The following is a 19,275-nucleotide window of genomic DNA, read 5'->3' on the forward strand; positions in this document are numbered from 1 at the left end:
TATACATCTTATTAAAATTAACATTGCTGAGAATACTGTTAACAGTGATACTCAACAGCCGTTAAAATTAGATGGCTTCGATTTGCTCAGCTTGTGGGCCTTTTTTGCCATCACCTAAGATGAAAGATACTTTTTGGCCTTCAGCTAGGGTTTTGAAACCGCCACCTTGGATAGCGCTGTAGTGAGCGAATACGTCTTGTCCGCCATTGTCTTGAGCGATAAAACCAAAACCTTTAGCTTCATTAAACCACTTTACAGTGCCTTCAACTTTATCTGACATAAATTTTCCTGACTCTTTAACTGTTGGCGAGACGTGTGTCATCACCGATTAATTGATATATACCCTAGATTCTTTGCTGAATGCGACGGCTCAAACTCATAATATATCAAAGAGATAACTTATGGTTTTCGCCTCAAATCCATTGAGTACAGCTTGATTATAACAGTTTTTTTTGACTGCAACATATTAAATTACAGAGTTTTGTAAACAATATAAGAAGCCTTTAATCACCATTTAGCACCGTACTTTAATGGCTCGTTATCTCTTCTAGACCCTGTTTATTACTTTCAATTTCAATATTCTTGTTATATATATTCAATAATAAAAATTAGATCCTATCACTTTTTGCATACATTTACTGTGCTATAGGTAGCCATGGTGAGGTCAACACCAGTAAGCAAAGGGCAAAAAATATCAAAGAAAACGATTGGCTATAAGCAATATACTTAGCTGGTATGATCAAATCTTTGGGTGAATCTGGGATACCTTTACGCTTTAACAATTTGGTGCCGTAAACCCAACCAAACACCGTATAAATCCCGTATGCCGCAGGTACTGCAACCGCTAACGGCGTTAGATCGATCACGTATAACATCACCACAGAGATAAAAAACCATGAAGTGTCTAGCAGCGAGCTGATTTGAAAAAACTTAGATTGTGGCAGCTTGCCATCGGTGCCTTTGAGCATCTCACCTTCGATCCAAATCAAAACAGCCACGACAGCACTAAGAGTAATATACACGAATTGCGGCGTTAGCCAGTCTGGAAAAGATATTTGCACAACATACAACCTGTAATCTATGGAAAAAATAAGAAGAGAAACAACCATCGACATAGTCATCTAACTGAACCGACGACGCTTGCTTATATTGGGTGCTATTGCTAGTTTTCAACCGTTACTATTGAGACATTTTCAAAAATATCTTTGTATTGATAGCAATAAAAAACCCGTGCTATCACTTGATAACACGGGTTTTTTTAAGGCTTCTTAAGCCTTATTATCATAAAATATTGACTTAGTTTTTGTCTTTATCAATGATTTTATTACCACCAATCCATGGCATCATACCGCGTAGCTTAGCACCAGTGATTTCAATTGGATGCTCAGCATTGTTACGACGACGAGCCGTCATTGATGGATAGTTGGTAGCACCTTCACTGATGAACATTTTTGCGTATTCGCCAGACTGGATGCGTTTTAGCGCGTTACGCATGGCTTCGCGTGATTGCTCATTGATAACTTCATTACCAGTGACATATTCGCCGTATTCAGCGTTATTACTGATTGAGTAGTTCATGTCAGCGATACCGCCTTCATACATGAGGTCAACGATAAGCTTAAGCTCATGCAAACACTCAAAGTAAGCCATTTCTGGCGCATAGCCCGCTTCTGTTAGCGTTTCAAAACCCATTTTTACTAGCTCAACAGCACCGCCACAAAGTACGGCCTGCTCGCCAAATAGATCAGTTTCAGTTTCATCTTTGAACGTGGTTTCGATGATGCCTGAACGACCACCACCAACACCAGCTGCGTAAGACAAAGCTAATTGCTTGGCTTGACCTGAGGCGTCTTGATAGATAGCGATCAAATCTGGAATACCGCCACCTTTGGTGAATTCGTTACGAACTGTGTGACCAGGTGCTTTCGGGGCAACCATGATGACATTAAGATCGCTGCGAGGAACGACTTGGTTATAATGAATCGCGAAACCATGAGCGAAAGCTAACGTAGCCCCTTCTTTGATGTTAGGCTCAATCTCATTGTTATAAAGCTCTTTTTGGAACTCATCAGGGGTCAAAATCATAACCACGTCAGCAGCTTTAACTGCATCAGCAACTTCAGCAACCTTTAGACCAGCGTTTTCCGCTTTTTTCCATGAGCTTGAGTTTGCACGTAGACCAACAGTCACATCGACGTCTGAATCTTGTAGGTTAAGTGCGTGTGCATGGCCTTGTGAACCGTAACCAATAATCGCAACTTTTTTGCCTTGGATAATCGATAGATCGCAATCTTTATCATAATAAACGTTCATAAATAGAGTCCTTTTCCTCAATCATGGCGTGCCATGGATAGTAAACGCCTATGCAGTAGCCATTATCGTAAAATGGTCACTAACATAAGCGTTATGTTAATGGTAAATAGATAGATTATAACTAAAATGATTTTGATTAACTATTCAGTTGCTCAGCCACTAAGCGTATTAAATACTCAGTGTTTTTTCTCCACGTGCAATACCAATCACACCCGAACGTACCACTTCTAAGACACGTTCTCGACCGATAGTATCGATAAAACCATCTAGCTTAGCCGTATCACCAACGATCTGAATCGTATAGAGGTTGGCATTGACGTCAACAATTTGTGCACGGAAAATATCTGCGCTGCGTTTGATCTCTTCACGTACGCTACCCGTTGCGCGAACTTTGACTAGCATTAACTCGCGCTCAACGTGAACGGTGTCTGATAGATTAAGCACTTTAACCACTTCAATCAATTTATGCAATTGCTTGGTGATCTGCTCAATTCTTTCAGGAGAAGTAATCGTCGTCACTGTCAGACGCGAAATACTCGGATCTTCCGTTGGGGCGACGTTTAAGGTTTCGATATTATAACCACGTTGTGAGAACAAGCCGACTAACCGCGACAACGAACCCGCTTCGTTTTCCATCAATACCGAAATCAGATGTTGTTGTTGCATTAGGTACGCTCCCCTTTGGTTAACCACATATCACGCATCGTCTGTCCAGCGATTTGCATTGGATACACATGCTCATTACGATCGACATAAACGTCAATAAATACCAGCTTGTCTTTCATTGCCATGGCTTCTGCAATCTGTGCTTCCATGGTGGCAGGATCAGTAATCTTGATACCGACATGACCATAACTTTCAGCTAGCTTTACAAAGTCTGGTAATGAATTCATATAAGATGACGCATGACGACCCTCATACAGCATATCTTGCCACTGTTTTACCATACCCAACTGCGCGTTGTTTAGGTTCAAGATTTTGACCGGTAGATTATATTGCAGGCATGTCGATAGCTCTTGAATATTCATCTGAATAGAGCCTTCGCCAGTAATACAGACCACATCACGATCTGGATTAGCAAGCTTGGCTGCCATTGCATATGGTAAGCCAACGCCCATCGTACCTAAACCACCCGAATTGAGCCATTGACCTGGCTCTAGATAAGTATAGTAAAGCGCGGCAAACATCTGATGCTGACCGACGTCACTGGTGATAATGGCGTTGCTGTTGGTCACTCTGTCTAGTGCTTGTACGACACTTTGTGGCTTGATGCCGTTTTCGGTACTGGTGTCATAACGCAGACCATGACGCTTACGCCATTCATTAATCTGTGACCACCAATCTAGTAGGGCATGCTGCTCCAATTCTTTATCTTCACCGATAATCTCTAACATATCCGTAAGAACCGATTTTACGTCACCAACGATAGGAATGTGGGCAAGAATAGTCTTGGAGATAGAAGCTGGATCGATATCGATATGAATAATAGTCGCATTCGGGCAGAATTTTTTGACATTATTAGTGACACGGTCATCAAAACGCGCACCAACCGCCAAAATAACATCTGCATGATGCATGCTCATGTTGGCCTCATAAGTGCCATGCATACCGAGCATGCCCAAGAACTGACGATCAGAGCCAGGGAACGTTCCCAAACCCATTAGCGTATTGGTCACTGGCAAGTTTAGACGATGTGCAAGTTCGGTCAGCTCTTTATGGGCTTTACTCCAAATCACGCCACCACCAGCATAGATAACAGGACGCTGCGCTGATAATAAGGTCTCAACCGCTTTTTTGATTTGGCCGCCATGCCCCTTCACTGAAGGCTGATACGAGCGTATAAACACCTCTTCTGGGTATTCGTAGGCATATTTTTCGCTAGGCGCGGTCATATCTTTTGGTACGTCAATTACGACAGGACCTGGACGACCAGACTGCGCAATAAAAAAGGCTTTTTTGACAATCATTGGAATTTCGCTAGCATGGCGTACTTGAAAGCTATGCTTAACGATAGGACGAGAGACCCCGATCATATCGGTTTCTTGGAACGCATCTTCACCGATTAGGCTGCTTGGTACTTGACCTGAAATCACGACCATCGGAACTGAGTCCATGAAGGCGGTGGCAATAGCTGTTACTGTATTGGTAGCACCAGGACCTGACGTGGCCAGCACGACACCTGTGTTACCAGTCACTCGCGAATAAGCATCTGCCATGTGGCCAGCTGCTTGCTCATGACGCACTAAAATATGTTCGATGTTTTCTTGCTGAAACAACGCGTCATAAATGTGCAGCACTGCGCCGCCTGGATAGCCAAAAATATATTTGACACCCTCATCCGTCAGCGATTGCACCAGCATCTCAGCACCAGATAGCATCACAGGCTGCTTGCTACCTTCAGCAAGACGTTGTTGCTTTTCTTCAAAATTTTTGGCGGCATTACCTGTTTGGGTATGTCCCGTCATATTCGGACTTTGCGTGGTTTGCGTGGTTTGCGTGGTTTGCGTCACTGTCATCACCTTTTTTTGCGGCGAGAATTTGCATTATTTTATAAAAGAAAACAACCACGTTTGGGCGTTATTTTAAATCTTATAAAAATGATTGCCAATCCTTGTCCATATCAAGAATGTCTGCCCACTATATTTAAGCAATCGCGTCGTACAACGCAAGATAATACTCAAACACAGCAATGTATTTGGGGTCAGTTTTGTGACAGGAGTTTATCGATATACCATGACAAGATACGAATGCATCTATAAAAGAGGCTTATTACTTATGAGCGATAGTGTTTGTAGAAGAGGCGCTGCTATAGCTAAAGTCATAAAATAATTCTAATAGCCAATACTACGTCATAAGATCATCTGATCTTATAATAGGCTAATAAAAAACATCATAACCAAATATTGTTTTGCATTTAATGCAAGCAATACAACCGCAAAAATCCACACTTAGCGTATTTCAAATAATAAGTTTATCTTAGTCATTGTAGACAGATAAGTCCGGAGACAACATATACAGTCATTAATAATAATCGCTATGATCATCATTTTTGCCATATCATTATCACAAAGAAAATAAAACGACGTAAGCTACCGATAAGTAACCCGCAGTTCTCATTCTCAAGTGCCACGGCAATATCATAAAAGCCGCTCACTGACCAATCAACTGCTATTATATTCAATGGTTTGAGTCCTATTGTCAAGAAAAACTTCTAAAACCCACCCCTAACTATTAGTTATTAAATAATGTACATTCATAAGCATTATTTGCTAAAATCAAACGCTACTGTATTCATATTGTTATTTATCGATGTAAATACTGCCTTTAAATAAATATCTACCTTCATTTTTTACCCCCTTAAGAGGACCGCTACTATGGCATACACGTCTACCATACATACCCCTGCCAAGCTGCTCATCAGTATCAGTACTGCGTGTATGATAATGCTGTCAATGAATGCCAGTCATGCTATCCAAGTGTATAAATCGATTGGTACGCATGGTGAAGTGAAGTACAGCCAGCATGCGCCGCAAGAGGGTAGAAATATTGAAGTGATCGAATTTCGTAGCGATGGTAGACAGAACAACGCAGGTCAGCTAGCGGGTAAAACAGAAGCTAACCAAAATACACCTACTCAAAGTGCAGAAGAACAGCGCGTTGCCCAGCTAGAAGCACGTATTAAGGATCAAGAAGCGCAGGCTAATGCACAGCGCTGCCAATCACTGCGTAATAACCTAACCAATCTAAACGTTGGCGGGCGCATCTATGAGATGGATAGTGATGGCAAACGTGAATACTTAGATGGTCGCGAAATCGAGCTTAAGCGTGAGCGCGTGCAGCAGGCCATCACTCAGTATTGTAATGGCTCTACGACCTAATCTTGATGTAATACGGCATACTGCTCTACTTAATTTTGATTGGTAATCAGTTGCATCACATGACGAATGGCTGCTGGCATATCTTGCGCTTGTAGCCCGCGCTGTCCAATCAGTAGCGAGCTATTATGTTGGTAATGGTCAGTATCATTCACCAAGGCGTCTCCTGCTAGCGCATGCAGCAGAACCGCTTGGTGTAAGCAGCGCGCTTCGTCTTCTAGATCTTTTTGTGCCAACAGCCCAGCAATCACCCCAGATAATACATCGCCCATGCCAGCGGTGGCCATGCCAGCATTACCTACGCCGCAAACATAAATATACGCTTGCGAACCCTTGTGTTCTAATACCCTTAGCTCCAGTACCAATGAACCAGCGCCTTTTAACACCCAATCACCGCCATAAGTTTTAGCACACTGTTTTATAGCTGCTAATCGATCATTTTCTACTACACTAATTTTCTTATCAAGCAATCTAGCCGCTTCACCACTATGCGGCGTCAAACAAACCTGATGATCCATGCTGTGTTGTCGCAGCTGAGCGATGAGTTCGTGTTTATGAGGATGCTCACGACTCTCCATCTGCAATGATGCCAAATGATAAAGACCATCTGCATCAATGACCAGTGGCTTCCCCTCTGCTATAGCAGCCTGAACATAACTGATGAATAATGCTTGTGCCTTTTTATCACGCCCCAATCCCATGCCAATGGTAACGACGCTAGCGTCCTTAATTAATGTTTTCACCCCCTCTTTATCATGCAAATCAATCGTCATCGCATCGGGTAATGACGTTAATAAGGCGCCATGAAAGGCATCGTGACAAGCCACGGTAATTTTGCCCGCACCTGTCGCCATGACGCTACTGGCAGATAGTATGGCTGCCCCGCCCATACCTTGCGAGCCATCAATGCGATTACCACCAATGACCAAGACGTGACCATAGCTGCCTTTATAACTGTTCTGTCGACGAGCATTTAAAGCGTGCGCTACAGTCACTAAAGTGGCGGCTGAGTTGTTTGACTGAGTCGGTATTAACGGTATATCAATCACGCTCCCGCTATAGTCCATGCCATCTTTGGTATGTAAGCCGAATTTACGGGCAATCAAACACAGCGTCACGTCAGCTTTTATGGCAATGCGCTCAAATACTTGACCAGTAGAAGCCACTAAGCCACTCGGGATATCAACGGCAATTGCCAAATCATCATTTGATTGCGCTACTTTGTTAAAGGTGCTAATAGCCTGCTCGTAAACACCTTCAGGTGCACGGTCCAGTCCGATACCAAATAATGCATCGATATAAATATCAGCTTGCCAGTCCGCTCCTTTTAGCTCACTTTGATTGGTACCACTATCCTCAAAGCGTTGATAATTCACCTTAGCAGAGAGCGCTATTTGTTGCGCTTGCTTAGCATCGGATACAACGTCGTGTTTGTCTACTTTGTTAGCAATTTCTACTTGATAATCTGTATCTAGATCCTCGGCAGCATAGCCGACTGCGATTACTTTTACCTCCCAGCCTGCCTGCTGCAAATAGTAAGCTATAAGCCAACCGTCACCGCCATTGTTCCCCTTTCCTACCCAGATACTCGCTCGTTGCTGACAACTATTACGTCGATAGACTTTATGATCAGCTGAGGCACCAGCTTTCAGATATTTTTTCTCATAGAGCTGTTCTATATGCTGCGCCATTTGCCAAGCAGCTTGCTTCATTAATCCAAAGCTGTCATAACCTTCTGCAAACCATGCTTGCTCCATAGCGTAGACTTGCTCGCTGCTATATAGGGCTATCGGTCTCGTTGTGTCTGATGAAAATACATTGGATTGAGTTTGCATACCGTTCCTCGATTATTTTTATTGGTTTTTTATCATATCAAAACTTGCTGGTTACTCGCTTGTCTAAGCTTAGCAAAAGCTCACTTTGACTTATGTATCAATATGAAATGTGAGATTATTTGCTTTTATACTTGCGCTCTTAGCTCACTGGCTTATCATATCGGTATTCACTCTATTGCCTGCTATCACACATGAATAATCCTTCTAAAGTAAACTTGCCTGTCCCTTTAAGTCAGCAGAAAACGTCTCCTGAGCCTAACCCTGCGCCCGAAAAAAAGATTACTGTGAGTAATAGCCCAACGTTTGCTACCACCGCAGAGGTAAAGCAATGGATCAAGGCTCAAGCACAGTCTTTAGGGTTTGCCGACTGTGGTTTCTTATCCGTGCATCATCCTTTATTTACTCAACAAATTGAACAATTGCAACGGTGGCTGGATAAAGGCTATGAAGGCCAATTGCAGTTTATGCATAACAATCACCACCTACGTGCGCATCCTGCCCAACTGGTAGAAGGGGCAAAAACCATCATCAGCGTGCGTATGGATTACCTCACTCAGACACCTACCCCGCGTGCGGTCACTGATGATGATCATCCCAATCAAGGTATCATTGCGCGTTATGCCAGAGGCCGTGATTATCATAAGACGATGCGCAGCCGCTTAAAACAATTAGCCTTAAAGATAGAAGCGATGCTTGCTGAATGGCAGCATCTAGATATTGGAGCTGATGCAGAATTTATTTTTAGACCTTTTAGTGACTCTGCCCCTATCTTTGAGCGTCCTATTGCAGATGCAGCAGGACTTGGCTGGACGGGCAAGCATACGCTATTGCTAAACAAACAAGCGGGCTCATTCTTTGTGCTGGGTGAGTTGTTTATGAGTCTTGAGTTACCGGATGATGAACCAGTAAAAGAGCACTGCGGCAGTTGCAGCGCCTGTATTGATATCTGCCCAACCCAAGCGATTGTCGCACCCTATGAGCTCAATGCTTCTGCCTGTATTTCTTATTTAACGATTGAGCATGATGGCATCATTGATACCAAATATCGACGCGCAATTGGCAATCGCGTCTTCGGTTGTGACGACTGTCAGCTCATTTGTCCGTGGAATCGCTACGCCAACCTTACAACCGTAGAAGATTTCACGCCACGGCATCAGCTTGATAACAGCAGTTTGCTTGAGCTGTGGCAATGGCAAGAAGCAGAGTTTATGAAAAAAACTGAAGGCAGTCCGCTCAGGCGCACAGGGTATGTGAACTTTTTGCGCAATATCGCCATTGGACTTGGCAATGCTAATCCCAGTATAGAAATCGTCACTCATCTACGATCTAAGTTAGGCCTGCATAACGACATGCTGGACGAACATATTCATTGGGCGCTTACCGAACAAACTGAGAAATTAAATATCAGTAATCGGTAAACCTATGCCTTTTAGATACAAAAATGCCTCTTATTAAAGAGGCGTTTTTTACTGTATTAAACATGCTGATGCTAATTAAGCTTAGGATTTATGGACTAGGGATTAAGGCTTAGGAATGCGTAATACTTGACCAGGATAAATTTTGTCTGGATCAGACAACATAGGCTTATTGGCTTCAAAGATTTTTGTATAATCACCAGATGAACCATAAACATCTTTAGCAATCTTAGATAGGCTGTCACCAGACTTTACGGTATACATCGTAGATTCAGGCGCATCTTCTTCGATATCAATGTTATCAATGACTTTAGCGACGTTTTGGACATTACCAATAGCGATAATGGCTTTTTCACGGTCGGCCTGTGTTTTGGCGTTACCGCTGATTTCAGCAGTATCCGTCGAACCGTTATATTTAATTTTTAGGTTACTGATATTGAGGTTCTGCTGCTGGATGCGACGTAGCAAAATGTTGGCAACCGATTGTGCTGAAGGCTCACCGCTGGCGACAGGCGTACTAGCGTCTGCTTTGGTTTCTGATTTAGCGTCATGCTTTTCGTCGTCACGGTTAAAAATCTTATCACCGATGTCTTTTGCAAAACTAAACATACCCATATAACTGCTCCTTGAAATACTATTATTTATTATTAATCGTTATTCTTTTAATGGTAATTATATCTAGTAATTACTATTATTTCTTGTTTACCATTATTAGTATAGGCAAAGACATATATGATGAATAGTAATAGTATGTTGAGTAATGTTGATTTGGCGTAGCTTATGTTAATGAAATGAATCACTAGATGAGCATAAATGACTGGGATAGACTCTTAGAATAAATAACGAACATAAAAAAACCGCTTATCTATGCTGTATAGATAAGCGGCATTGTAAGACTTGCTAAGCAAATAGCGAGTTATAGCTGGGCTTGTACGTAGTCGATTGCTTTTTGAACCGTCGTCAATTCAGCTGAATCTTCATCAGGAATAGTGATGCCAAAATCGCTTTCGAATGACATAACCAATTCGACTAGATCCAATGAATCAGCGCCTAAATCTTCCATAAATGAAGCATCATTGTTGATGTCTTCAACGTTCATACCTAATTGCTCAGCTACTGCCGCCTTTACTCTTAGCTCGGTATCATTACTCATGTAGATTGCTCCTTTATCATCTATTATTTTTAATAAACTGCGATAGCGCGATAGTTAAACGTTATCGCCTAGTATATAAAATGGAATTTGCCAGATCAGCATTGCCGTCTGAGTACTCTATGACACGTTATACGTTCTGTCTAATGTCTAGTAAAGCCCTGCTATCATACAGGGCTTTGACGTAAAAGTATTCGTCATTATAGCACCCTTTATTATAGTTTACACTCGTTCACACAGTTTTTTATTATAAGTATGTAACACTTGTGCGTCACTTACATATACATGCCACCATTGACAGGAATAACAGCACCTGTGATGTAGCTGGCTTCGTCACTAGCTAAGAAATGTACGGCAGCTGCAATGTCTTCTGGCTGCCCAAGACGACTAATAGGCACGGCATCTAGCATCGAATTTAGTAGGCGCTCGTCAAGCTCATCCGTCATATCCGTCTCAATTAAACCGGGTGCCACACAGTTGATCGTGACTTGGCGTGAGCCGATTTCACGTGCGAGTGTACGGCTAAAACCTTCTACGCCCGCTTTAGTCGCCGCGTAATTAGACTGACCAGCATTGCCCATTTGAGCAACGACAGAGGTAATATTAATGATACGACCACGACGCGCCTTCATCATACCGCGTACCGCACGTTTACTCATGCGATAAACCGATGTCAAATTGGTATCAACCACGTTCTCCCAATCTTCATCTTTCATGCGCATCAATAGACCGTCTTGGGTAATACCAGCATTGTTAACCAGCACTTGCACCGCGCCATAGACGCTTTCAATCTCTTCAAATAACTTATCGATTTGTGCCGTATCGCGTACGTCTAATACACGGCCAATACCACCACTATCATGTAAATAACCATCAACAAGTTCAGCACCTTTTTCTGTGGTGGCTGTCCCAATCACGAAATGTCCTTCCTTTGCAAAACGTTTGGCGACTGCCTTGCCAATACCGCGACTGGCACCAGTCACTAGGGTAATCGTACGGCTCATGATAATACCTCCATTAATTTATCAAGACGGGTGGGCTTGTCAGTAGGATAGCTGGCAATTGGTTGCGCTTGACGCTTGGCCAAATTACTCAATACATTGCCACTGCCACACTCGATTAAAATATTAATTTGCTTATCAGCCAGCTCTTGCATGGTCTTTGACCATAGTACTGGCTCACTTAGCTGCTCGGTTAATGCTTGCTTAATACCTGCCGCACTACTCTCAACACGCGCATGACGGTTTTGAATAACCGGAATGGTTGCTTGATCAAACTTAATAGCTGCTAAGGCTTCCGCTAAAGCACTACTTGCTGGCGCCATAAGCGCACAATGTGATGGCACGCTCACCTTTAGTGGGATGGCTTTTTTGCCAGTATTTTTTACTTTATCGATGACAGCTGTGACGCCTGCCGCATTTCCTGAGACCACAACTTGTCCTGGACTATTGAAATTTGCTGCTCCGACAATCGCGCCATCAACATGCTCGGTTGCCTGCTCGCACAAGTTTTCCACACGATGATCTTCGAGCCCTAGCACTGCTGCCATCGCTGTATCGATACCTACTACCGCCTCCTGCATCAACTGACCGCGCGTATGTACTAATCTAACCGCATCAGCAAGCGATATCACTCCAGCGGCACAAAGGGCACTGTACTCACCTAGAGAATGACCCGCTAAATAGCACGGCGGTTTTTTGAATTTTGGTTGTAAAATACGCCAAATGGCAATACTAGCCGTCAATAAGGCTGGCTGAGTATATTGCGTTTGATTGAGCTTTTCTTCATCCTGACAAATTGCCCATAAGTCTTCACCCAGTGCTTCGCTTGCTTCAGCAAAAGTATCACGAATCTCTGGATAAGCTTCAGCGAGCTCGCTGGTCATACCGACAATTTGTGAGCCTTGACCAGGGAAAAGCACCGCAATGCGGGTTGGCTGTTTTTTTATCATATCGGGTACAGAGGCCATAACCAATATTCCTTATGTAATTGAAAACATCCCTAAAGATAATCGGGAGTATTGTAAAATTAGGGGCGGTCTAGAGTTATATTTTTAACTGATCACTCAGACAGCTGATTATAAGTAAACTATACACTGACAGATACTATTATCATAGCTGATGCAAAAATGAGGCGTTAAGGTAAGATAATATTTAGCTTTTGACAGTTTTTTAGGCACCGCATTTGATAAAAAATTACGTGATAAAACCCAATGATAGGGAGCTACGTCATAAAAAATTCATAGCAAAAAGCCAAGTTATCCCACCACATAATATATGGTAGCGAAATAACTTGGCTTTCTTTAGCTCAAAACTTATTGCCTAATAATAGCGGTACAAAAAGCCGTAAAGTGCCATCAGCACCATCGTATTGTTGCATCACTGATTAAATAGTCAATTAAGCGTCTTGACTGACCTTGAACAACTGACGACCACGATAAAAACCATCTTTAGTCATGTGATGACGACGATGTTTTTCACCAGTGGTAGCATCTACGCTTAGCTCAGCCACTTCCATACGATGGTGTGAACGGCGCATGTCACGACGAGAACGGCTTTTACGACTTTTTTGAACAGCCATGATATAGCTCCTATACTTAAAAGGGATAAGCTTAAAATTCAGCTTTAGTCGATACTGACAGAGGCTATATAATCACAACAACCTAAGTCTTACGCATCATTAGTTAAATAGATTGCCACGTGCATTAAAATGCTAACTACGTCTAAAATCTATAGTCAATTTGCCTAGTCAGTTTTTATATGCAAGTAACCTGTTGCTAGAATGCAATAAACGGGACATTATACGCATGTTTCATCGATTAATAAAGCCCTGCGTACGACTCTTCTGCACAAAGCCGATAAAAGGCATTCTAAATCAATTGAATACAGCATTTTTTCTTTTATAACTTGCCTTTCAACGATGCTAAAGCGGCAAAAGGATTTTCATTTTCTTCTTCTTCAGGTATCTCACCAAATTGCTCAACCGTCATTTCACAGTCATCGTGCTTCGGTGCCATCGGTGTTTTAAGCAATATTTCATCTTCAACCAATTTTTTCAAAGGCAATAAGCGCTCTGGCGACTGCTCAGTAATGACTTCATCAAGCAATAAATAGTCCTGCTCTTCATTGACTAGGCGCACTTGGCTCTCGTCATCGAGTAGTGCAATATCATAATCATCAGTTAAGTCAGTGGCTACGGGCTGCAAGCAGCGCTGGCAAGTTAGCCATACATCACCCGCCAATTTAAATGACAGATGTAAGACATTATTACGACGATAAAGATTGGCAGTGAGCTGGATTTTTTCTTGTTCATGCTCGGTCGTCAGTATAGCGGAAAGACGCTCAAAAGAAGTAGGCTCTATCTCTCCTGCCCACTCAAAGCCAGTATCTTCCCATTTATTTAAGGAAAGGTGTTCGGGCATATTACTCGATATAGGATTCTGCATATTATCAGCTTGAGCCGCTGAAGGCTTGCTTACTGGAGTGCTTGACATACGCGGCCTCATTCATCAAAAACGGTGTATAATATTGCCTGCCATACTATCGGAAAGCGCTGAGTAGCGCTAGCGCTAGTATGTTAAGATTTTTTGACCTTTGGGTTGCCTCACATTTTTATTTACTCATTTCATGTATAGAGTACCAACAGTCTCTTATTTTTTATTCGGTCAATCTTCTATCTATGATATCGCCTACCGCCAACCCTGATTTTTCTGCATTGTGGTCTTCTATTGATACGACTCTTTTGCTTCAACATCTCACTGACTTAGAAGATACAGCTATAGAATGCCCTATGAGCACTCTAAAGACTTGCATACCCGATTCTAAAATAAGTACAAACCTAAAAGATTTAGCAGATCAATGGCAAAAACTGTCTAAGGAAAGTGCGTCTATAGCAGATACTGAAAAATCAGCAACCAATTGGCTTATTTGTTTGTTTAATACCGTGTTTGCCAAGCATCAAGTGATATTAGCATTTGGTAATGGTGAACCAGAATATTTCCCTGCTCAGAACAATCAGCCAGCACGAATCGAGTTTGCCAACGGATTTTTTGCCAGTGCGCTGCATGAAATGAGCCATTGGTGTGTCGCTGGTAAAGAACGTAGAGGCCTACCCGACTTTGGCTACTGGTATGCACCAGATGGGCGTTCAGCCGCTCAGCAGCAAGCATTTGAGCGCGTAGAGATTAAACCGCAGGCGCTTGAGTGTTTGTTTACTCTTGCCTGTGGATATCACTTTCGAGTCTCACAGGACAATCTGTTTGCCGACTTCGATACCAGTGGTAGCACTTTTGCTCAGGACGTTTATTTACAAGTTGAAGCTTATATTACCAAGCCAGTAACGCTGCCACGTGATGCCAAAACTTTGCTACGGGTATTATTAAGTGTTTGTAACGATAAGTTAACTAACAGCGAGCCACGATAAATCTCTATAAGGTTCATGACAGCGAAGCTCGTAAGATGTTAACGATTTCCTACCAACCGTAACGCCTTGCCAATAAACTTATATTTGCTTTAAGCTATACTGATATATAAGTAGATTTTGTGGTGCAGCTAAGATAAAGCGAAGCTAGCAAAAGATTGACTCATTATTACTCTTATTTCTTTCTAGCATTATTTCTTTGATAACAACTCATCCACCATCTCAAAAGTATATAACCTATAATTATAAAACAAGGAACTATTATGCAAGTGCTCTATATTCATCCCGAAAATCCGCAACCGCGTCTTATTGAGCAAGCCGCTGATCTATTACGCAAGGATCAATTAATCATTTATCCTACCGATACCAGTTATGCCTTTGGTTGTCGTTTAGGTGCAAAAGACGCCCTCGAAAAATTAAAGCAAATCCGTGAGCTTGATGATAAGCATCAATTTACGTTATTGTGCCGAGATTTAAGTGAAATTGCTAATTATGCAGCAGTAGATAATGTGCAATTTAAGCAGCTTAAGGCTCATACGCCAGCTCCTATTACCTTTATTCTTAATGCCACAAAAGACGTACCAAAGAAACTGGCACATGCGAAGAAAAAAACCATTGGTATTCGTGTGCCAAGTAATCCTATTGCCCAAGCACTCTTGGCAGCCATGGACGAGCCTATCTTAACCAGCTCATTAATATTACCAAATCGCGATGATATACTTGATGATCCATTTGAAATAGAAGATCTGTTAAGCAACCAAATAGACGGTCTCATCAACGCAGGTATAAAAACCACTAAGCTAACCACTATCGTTGATATGACCAGTAGCCAGCCTGAAATCATCAGACAAGGTGCTGCTGACGTTAGTTCTTTGTTATTATAACTACTTATTTAAACGCATAAAAAAAAGCTCCAATCGATTGGAGCTTTTTTATGAATCATATATTCAGTACAAAATTAGTCACGATCAACTAATTCTACATATGCCATTGGCGCATTGTCACCATCACGATGACCGCATTTTACGATACGCAAATAACCACCTGGACGCGTCTGGTAACGAGGACCTAACGTGCCAAATAATTTGCCTACCATAGCTTTGCTACGCATACGGCTGAATGCTAAACGACGATTAGCAACGCTGTCTTCTTTAGCCATAGTGATCAATGGCTCGGCAACGCGACGTAGTTCTTTAGCTTTTGGTAAAGTTGTTTTGATCAGTTCATGCTCAAATAATGAGTTAGTCATGTTCTGAAACATTGCCTTACGATGACTGCCGGTACGACCCAGCTTGACTCCACTCTTACGATGGCGCATAGTCAAAAATCCTTAAAGTTTAACGGCTACGATAAGAAAAGCGATCATCAACACGTAAATCAGCTGGTGGCCAGTTATCTAGGCGCATACCGAGCTCTAAATCTTTAGACGCTAAAACGTCTTTGATTTCCGTTAATGATTTCTTACCAAGATTTGGGGTTTTTAGAAGTTCAGTCTCTGAACGTTGTACCAAATCACCGATATAGTAAATGTTTTCAGCTTTCAAGCAGTTGGCTGAGCGAACCGTTAGTTCAAGATCGTCCACAGGGCGTAATAGCACCGGATCAACCTCTTCTTTCTCTTTCACAGGCTCAGGCGCTTCTTCAGCTTCTAGGTCAACAAAGATAGAAATCTGTTGTTGTAAAATAGTGGCTGCTTTACGAATTGCTTCTTCTGGATCTATAGTGCCATTAGTTTCAAGCTCAATGATAAGACGATCAAGATCAGTACGCTGCTCTACACGAGCGTTCTCAACCTGATAGGCAACACGAAGCACAGGACTAAAACTTGCATCAAGCTTTAAGCGTCCAATTGCCTTAGTATCACCATCTTCACGGCGCTGGTTTGCTGGCTCATATCCACGACCCATTACTACGCGCAAACGCATCTTAAGATGACCACGATCACTCAATGTACCCAATACCAATTCTGGATTGATGATGTCAACATTGTGTGGTAGCGCGATATCTGCAGCAGTAATAGTGCCTGGACCTTGTTTATCCAAGGTCAAAAATACTTCATTTTGGTCATGAAGCGTAATTGCCAAGCCTTTTAAGTTCAAAAGCAAGTCAAGTACATCTTCTTGTAGCCCTTCAAGCGTAGAGTATTCATGGTCAACGCCATCAATCTCAGCTTCAATGACTGCAGCACCAGGTAATGAAGATAACAAGATACGACGTAAGGCATTACCTAGGGTATGCCCAAAGCCGCGTTCTAACGGTTCGAGCGTGACTTTCGCAATCGTTTCATTAACCGTATCCACGTTAATGGCATTCGGCGTTAGAAACTCAGTTGCATTTAGCATCATGATGTCACCTCGATTTATTAAACTGGTTTAATTAACGTTAATTGCTCAATGCCATTTTCATGACATCGAGCAGTACGTCATTTACTTAGAGTATAGCTCAACGATCAAGCTTTCGTTGATTTCAGCAGGTAGATCAATACGATCAGGCGCTTGTTTAAACGTGCCTTGTAGTTTGCTGTGATCAACATCTAGCCATTCTGGAATACCACGTTGTGTCGCTAATTCGATAGCGTTTTTAATACGTAGTTGTTCGCGAGACTTCTCTTGGATAGCGATGACATCACCATCTTGAAGCTGAATTGATGGAATGTTCACACGAACAAACTCATCACGGCCAGCTTTTTTTACCATAACAGTACGATGACTGACTAGCTGACGTGCTTCTGCGCGAGTTGAGCCAAAGCCCATGCGATATACAACGTTATCTAGACGGCTCTCAAGCATGGCTAGTAGGTTTTCACCGGTAGCACCGCGCTTACGAGCAGCTTCTTTATAGTAGTTAGCGAATTGACGCTCTAGTACACCATAAATACGCTTAACTTTCTGCTTTTCACGCAGCTGTAGAGCATATTCTGAGGTCTTATTACGGCTAACGCCATGTTGACCTGGTGGACGACCAGCTTTTTTCGTTTTAACATCGTATGGTTTAACACCAGACTTAAGGCCTAAGTCTGTACCTTCACGACGTGATAATTTGAGTTTTGGTCCAATATAGCGGGCCATTGTTATGTCTCCTATAAGCTTTTGGGATAAAAAGCTTCGTCTTTAATATTAGACGCGGCGCTTTTTCGGCGCACGGCAACCATTGTGTGGGATTGGGGTTACATCAGAGATGCTGTTAACTTTATAACCCAATGCACCTAGTGCTCTTACCGCAGACTCACGACCCGGTCCTGGTCCTTTGACCAAAACGTCGATATTCTTAACACCATATTCTTGAGCCGCTTTACCAGCGACTTCAGCTGCAACCTGAGCTGCAAATGGTGTAGATTTACGTGAACCACGGAAGCCTTGTCCACCTGAAGTGGCCCAAGCCAATGCATTACCCTGACGATCGGTAATCGTAACAATGGTGTTATTAAAAGACGCATGGATATGGGCTATGCCCTCCGATACTGAACGACGAGCCACCTTTTTGCGACTGCGAGTGTCTTTTGCCATCTTTTAGCTTCCTAAGTTAATTATCTTTTGAGAGGGCGTGTCGGACCCTTACGAGTACGAGCGTTGTTCTTGGTGTTCTGACCTCTAACTGGTAGGTTACGACGATGGCGTATGCCACGGTAACAACCAAGATCAACTAAACGCTTGATATTCATTGAAACTTCACGACGAAGATCACCTTCAGTCATGTAATTTGCAATTTGTGCACGGATAGCATCTAACTGTGTATCATCTAACTGACTAACTTTAGTAGTAGGGGCAATGCCAACTGCTTCTAATATTTTCTGAGCAGTGGTACGACCTACACCAAAGATGTAAGTTAGTGAAATAACAGCATGCTTATTATCCGGAATGTTTACGCCGGCAATACGAGCCATTGATTTCTCTCCATTAAAGAAAAATAAGCGTTATTTATCAATAAGGCATTATTCTTCAGAATTGTTGCTGTTAATACTAAATATATTATGGTCACTGTCGCTGTTTTGGCTTAGTTAAAAGCCTAACCATTGACAGCATTACAAAATATTCTGCATAAACACGGCAAGTGGCGGATGATATCCCATCCGCCGTTATTTTTCAAGTATTAATTTAGATAGTAACAAAAGTTTAAAACTTTATGATACTAAATATTAACCTTGACGTTGCTTGTGGCGCGGTTCTGCTGTACAGATGATATGTACACGGCCTTTACGACGCACAACTTTACAGCTACCACAAATCTTCTTAACTGATGCTTGAACTTTCATAGCATACTCCTTGAAA

The 19,275-nt window shown here is 42.3% G+C and carries 22 protein-coding genes; 4 read left to right on the forward strand and 18 right to left on the reverse strand.

The features are described from left to right. Nucleotides 1-67: 67 nt before the first annotated feature. The 5 genes from IOD06_RS11610 to IOD06_RS11630 all read right to left on the reverse strand — a co-directional run bounded on the left by IOD06_RS11610 (nt 68) and on the right by IOD06_RS11630 (nt 4,778). Nucleotides 68-280, reverse strand: coding sequence for a cold-shock protein (locus IOD06_RS11610; protein ID WP_010196799.1), 213 nt, complete (start codon nt 278-280; stop codon nt 68-70). A 355-nt stretch (nt 281-635) separates the two neighbouring features. Beyond that, entirely contained in the window at nt 636-1,061 is a 426-nt protein-coding gene (locus tag IOD06_RS11615) for a hypothetical protein (RefSeq protein ID WP_194621018.1), read from the reverse strand. Between the two features lie 235 nt (nt 1,062-1,296). After that, on the reverse strand, nt 1,297-2,313 hold the full coding sequence (gene ilvC / locus IOD06_RS11620; protein WP_189586298.1) for a ketol-acid reductoisomerase: 1,017 nt from the start codon (nt 2,311-2,313) through the stop codon (nt 1,297-1,299). 168 nt (nt 2,314-2,481) lie between these two features. Next, nucleotides 2,482-2,979 carry an acetolactate synthase small subunit gene (ilvN, locus tag IOD06_RS11625; protein ID WP_010196775.1) on the reverse strand — a complete coding sequence of 166 codons (498 nt, stop codon included), beginning with the start codon at nt 2,977-2,979 and terminating at the stop codon, nt 2,482-2,484. Further along, nucleotides 2,979-4,778: an acetolactate synthase 3 large subunit gene (locus IOD06_RS11630; protein WP_227670040.1), complete on the reverse strand. Its 1,800-nt coding sequence runs from the start codon at nt 4,776-4,778 to the stop codon at nt 2,979-2,981. Before IOD06_RS11630 ends, ilvN begins: the two co-directional genes overlap by 1 nt. 909 nt (nt 4,779-5,687) lie before the next feature. Here IOD06_RS11630 and IOD06_RS11635 point away from each other — a divergent pair. Further along, the gene (locus IOD06_RS11635; protein ID WP_010196759.1) at nt 5,688-6,191 is read left to right on the forward strand and encodes a DUF4124 domain-containing protein; all 504 of its coding nucleotides are present in this window, start codon (nt 5,688-5,690) and stop codon (nt 6,189-6,191) included. Nucleotides 6,192-6,220: 29 nt separating this feature from the next. Here IOD06_RS11635 and IOD06_RS11640 read toward each other — a convergent pair whose 3' ends face one another. After that, on the reverse strand, nt 6,221-8,023 hold the full coding sequence (locus IOD06_RS11640; protein ID WP_194621020.1) for an NAD(P)H-hydrate dehydratase: 1,803 nt from the start codon (nt 8,021-8,023) through the stop codon (nt 6,221-6,223). 191 nt (nt 8,024-8,214) lie between these two features. Here IOD06_RS11640 and queG point away from each other — a divergent pair, with 191 nt between their 5' ends. Further along, nucleotides 8,215-9,441 carry a tRNA epoxyqueuosine(34) reductase QueG gene (queG, locus tag IOD06_RS11645; RefSeq protein ID WP_194621021.1) on the forward strand — a complete coding sequence of 409 codons (1,227 nt, stop codon included), beginning with the start codon at nt 8,215-8,217 and terminating at the stop codon, nt 9,439-9,441. A gap of 102 nt (nt 9,442-9,543) precedes the next feature. Here the strand turns inward: queG and lysM are convergent, their stop codons facing one another. The 6 genes from lysM to IOD06_RS11675 form a co-directional block, all read right to left on the reverse strand. Continuing rightward, nucleotides 9,544-10,053, reverse strand: a complete 510-nt coding sequence (gene lysM / locus IOD06_RS11650; protein WP_010196747.1) for a peptidoglycan-binding protein LysM — start codon at nt 10,051-10,053, stop codon at nt 9,544-9,546. A gap of 301 nt (nt 10,054-10,354) precedes the next feature. Then, a complete protein-coding gene (acpP, locus tag IOD06_RS11655; protein WP_025652201.1) occupies nt 10,355-10,591 on the reverse strand; it encodes an acyl carrier protein in 237 nt (78 codons plus the stop codon). 272 nt (nt 10,592-10,863) lie between these two features. Beyond that, nucleotides 10,864-11,598 carry a 3-oxoacyl-ACP reductase FabG gene (gene fabG / locus IOD06_RS11660; protein WP_240216692.1) on the reverse strand — a complete coding sequence of 245 codons (735 nt, stop codon included), beginning with the start codon at nt 11,596-11,598 and terminating at the stop codon, nt 10,864-10,866. Next, on the reverse strand, nt 11,589-12,557 hold the full coding sequence (gene fabD / locus IOD06_RS11665; protein ID WP_194621022.1) for an ACP S-malonyltransferase: 969 nt from the start codon (nt 12,555-12,557) through the stop codon (nt 11,589-11,591). Before fabD ends, fabG begins: the two co-directional genes overlap by 10 nt. A gap of 428 nt (nt 12,558-12,985) precedes the next feature. Then, on the reverse strand, nt 12,986-13,168 hold the full coding sequence (rpmF, locus tag IOD06_RS11670) for a 50S ribosomal protein L32 (protein WP_010196743.1): 183 nt from the start codon (nt 13,166-13,168) through the stop codon (nt 12,986-12,988). 319 nt (nt 13,169-13,487) lie between these two features. Then, nucleotides 13,488-14,081, reverse strand: a complete 594-nt coding sequence (locus IOD06_RS11675; RefSeq protein WP_194621023.1) for a DUF177 domain-containing protein — start codon at nt 14,079-14,081, stop codon at nt 13,488-13,490. Between the two features lie 185 nt (nt 14,082-14,266). Between IOD06_RS11675 and IOD06_RS11680 the strand changes: the two genes are divergently transcribed. Beyond that, nucleotides 14,267-15,010, forward strand: a complete 744-nt coding sequence (locus IOD06_RS11680) for an elongation factor P hydroxylase (RefSeq protein ID WP_194621024.1) — start codon at nt 14,267-14,269, stop codon at nt 15,008-15,010. 260 nt (nt 15,011-15,270) lie between these two features. After that, nucleotides 15,271-15,891 (forward strand): L-threonylcarbamoyladenylate synthase, encoded by a 621-nt coding sequence (locus IOD06_RS11685; RefSeq protein WP_010196739.1) that lies wholly within the window; start codon nt 15,271-15,273, stop codon nt 15,889-15,891. A gap of 74 nt (nt 15,892-15,965) precedes the next feature. On the opposite strand, the gene rplQ is transcribed toward IOD06_RS11685, so the two are convergent. The 6 genes from rplQ to rpmJ form a co-directional block, all read right to left on the reverse strand. Then, nucleotides 15,966-16,325 carry a 50S ribosomal protein L17 gene (gene rplQ, locus IOD06_RS11690; RefSeq protein ID WP_010196736.1) on the reverse strand — a complete coding sequence of 120 codons (360 nt, stop codon included), beginning with the start codon at nt 16,323-16,325 and terminating at the stop codon, nt 15,966-15,968. 19 nt (nt 16,326-16,344) lie between these two features. Next, nucleotides 16,345-17,352, reverse strand: a complete 1,008-nt coding sequence (rpoA, locus tag IOD06_RS11695) for a DNA-directed RNA polymerase subunit alpha (RefSeq protein WP_021813386.1) — start codon at nt 17,350-17,352, stop codon at nt 16,345-16,347. An 81-nt stretch (nt 17,353-17,433) separates the two neighbouring features. Next, complete coding sequence (rpsD, locus tag IOD06_RS11700) at nt 17,434-18,075, reverse strand: 30S ribosomal protein S4 (protein WP_010196731.1); 642 nt, start codon at nt 18,073-18,075, stop codon at nt 17,434-17,436. 48 nt (nt 18,076-18,123) lie between these two features. Further along, nucleotides 18,124-18,513: a 30S ribosomal protein S11 gene (rpsK, locus tag IOD06_RS11705; protein ID WP_010196728.1), complete on the reverse strand. Its 390-nt coding sequence runs from the start codon at nt 18,511-18,513 to the stop codon at nt 18,124-18,126. Nucleotides 18,514-18,533: 20 nt separating this feature from the next. Continuing rightward, nucleotides 18,534-18,890: a 30S ribosomal protein S13 gene (rpsM, locus tag IOD06_RS11710; RefSeq protein WP_010196723.1), complete on the reverse strand. Its 357-nt coding sequence runs from the start codon at nt 18,888-18,890 to the stop codon at nt 18,534-18,536. Between the two features lie 252 nt (nt 18,891-19,142). Continuing rightward, nucleotides 19,143-19,259: a 50S ribosomal protein L36 gene (rpmJ, locus tag IOD06_RS11715; RefSeq protein WP_010196721.1), complete on the reverse strand. Its 117-nt coding sequence runs from the start codon at nt 19,257-19,259 to the stop codon at nt 19,143-19,145. Between the last annotated feature and the right edge of the window lie 16 nt (nt 19,260-19,275).

This window comes from Psychrobacter sp. N25K4-3-2 (assembly GCF_015351755.1).
Classification (GTDB): domain Bacteria; phylum Pseudomonadota; class Gammaproteobacteria; order Pseudomonadales; family Moraxellaceae; genus Psychrobacter; species Psychrobacter glaciei.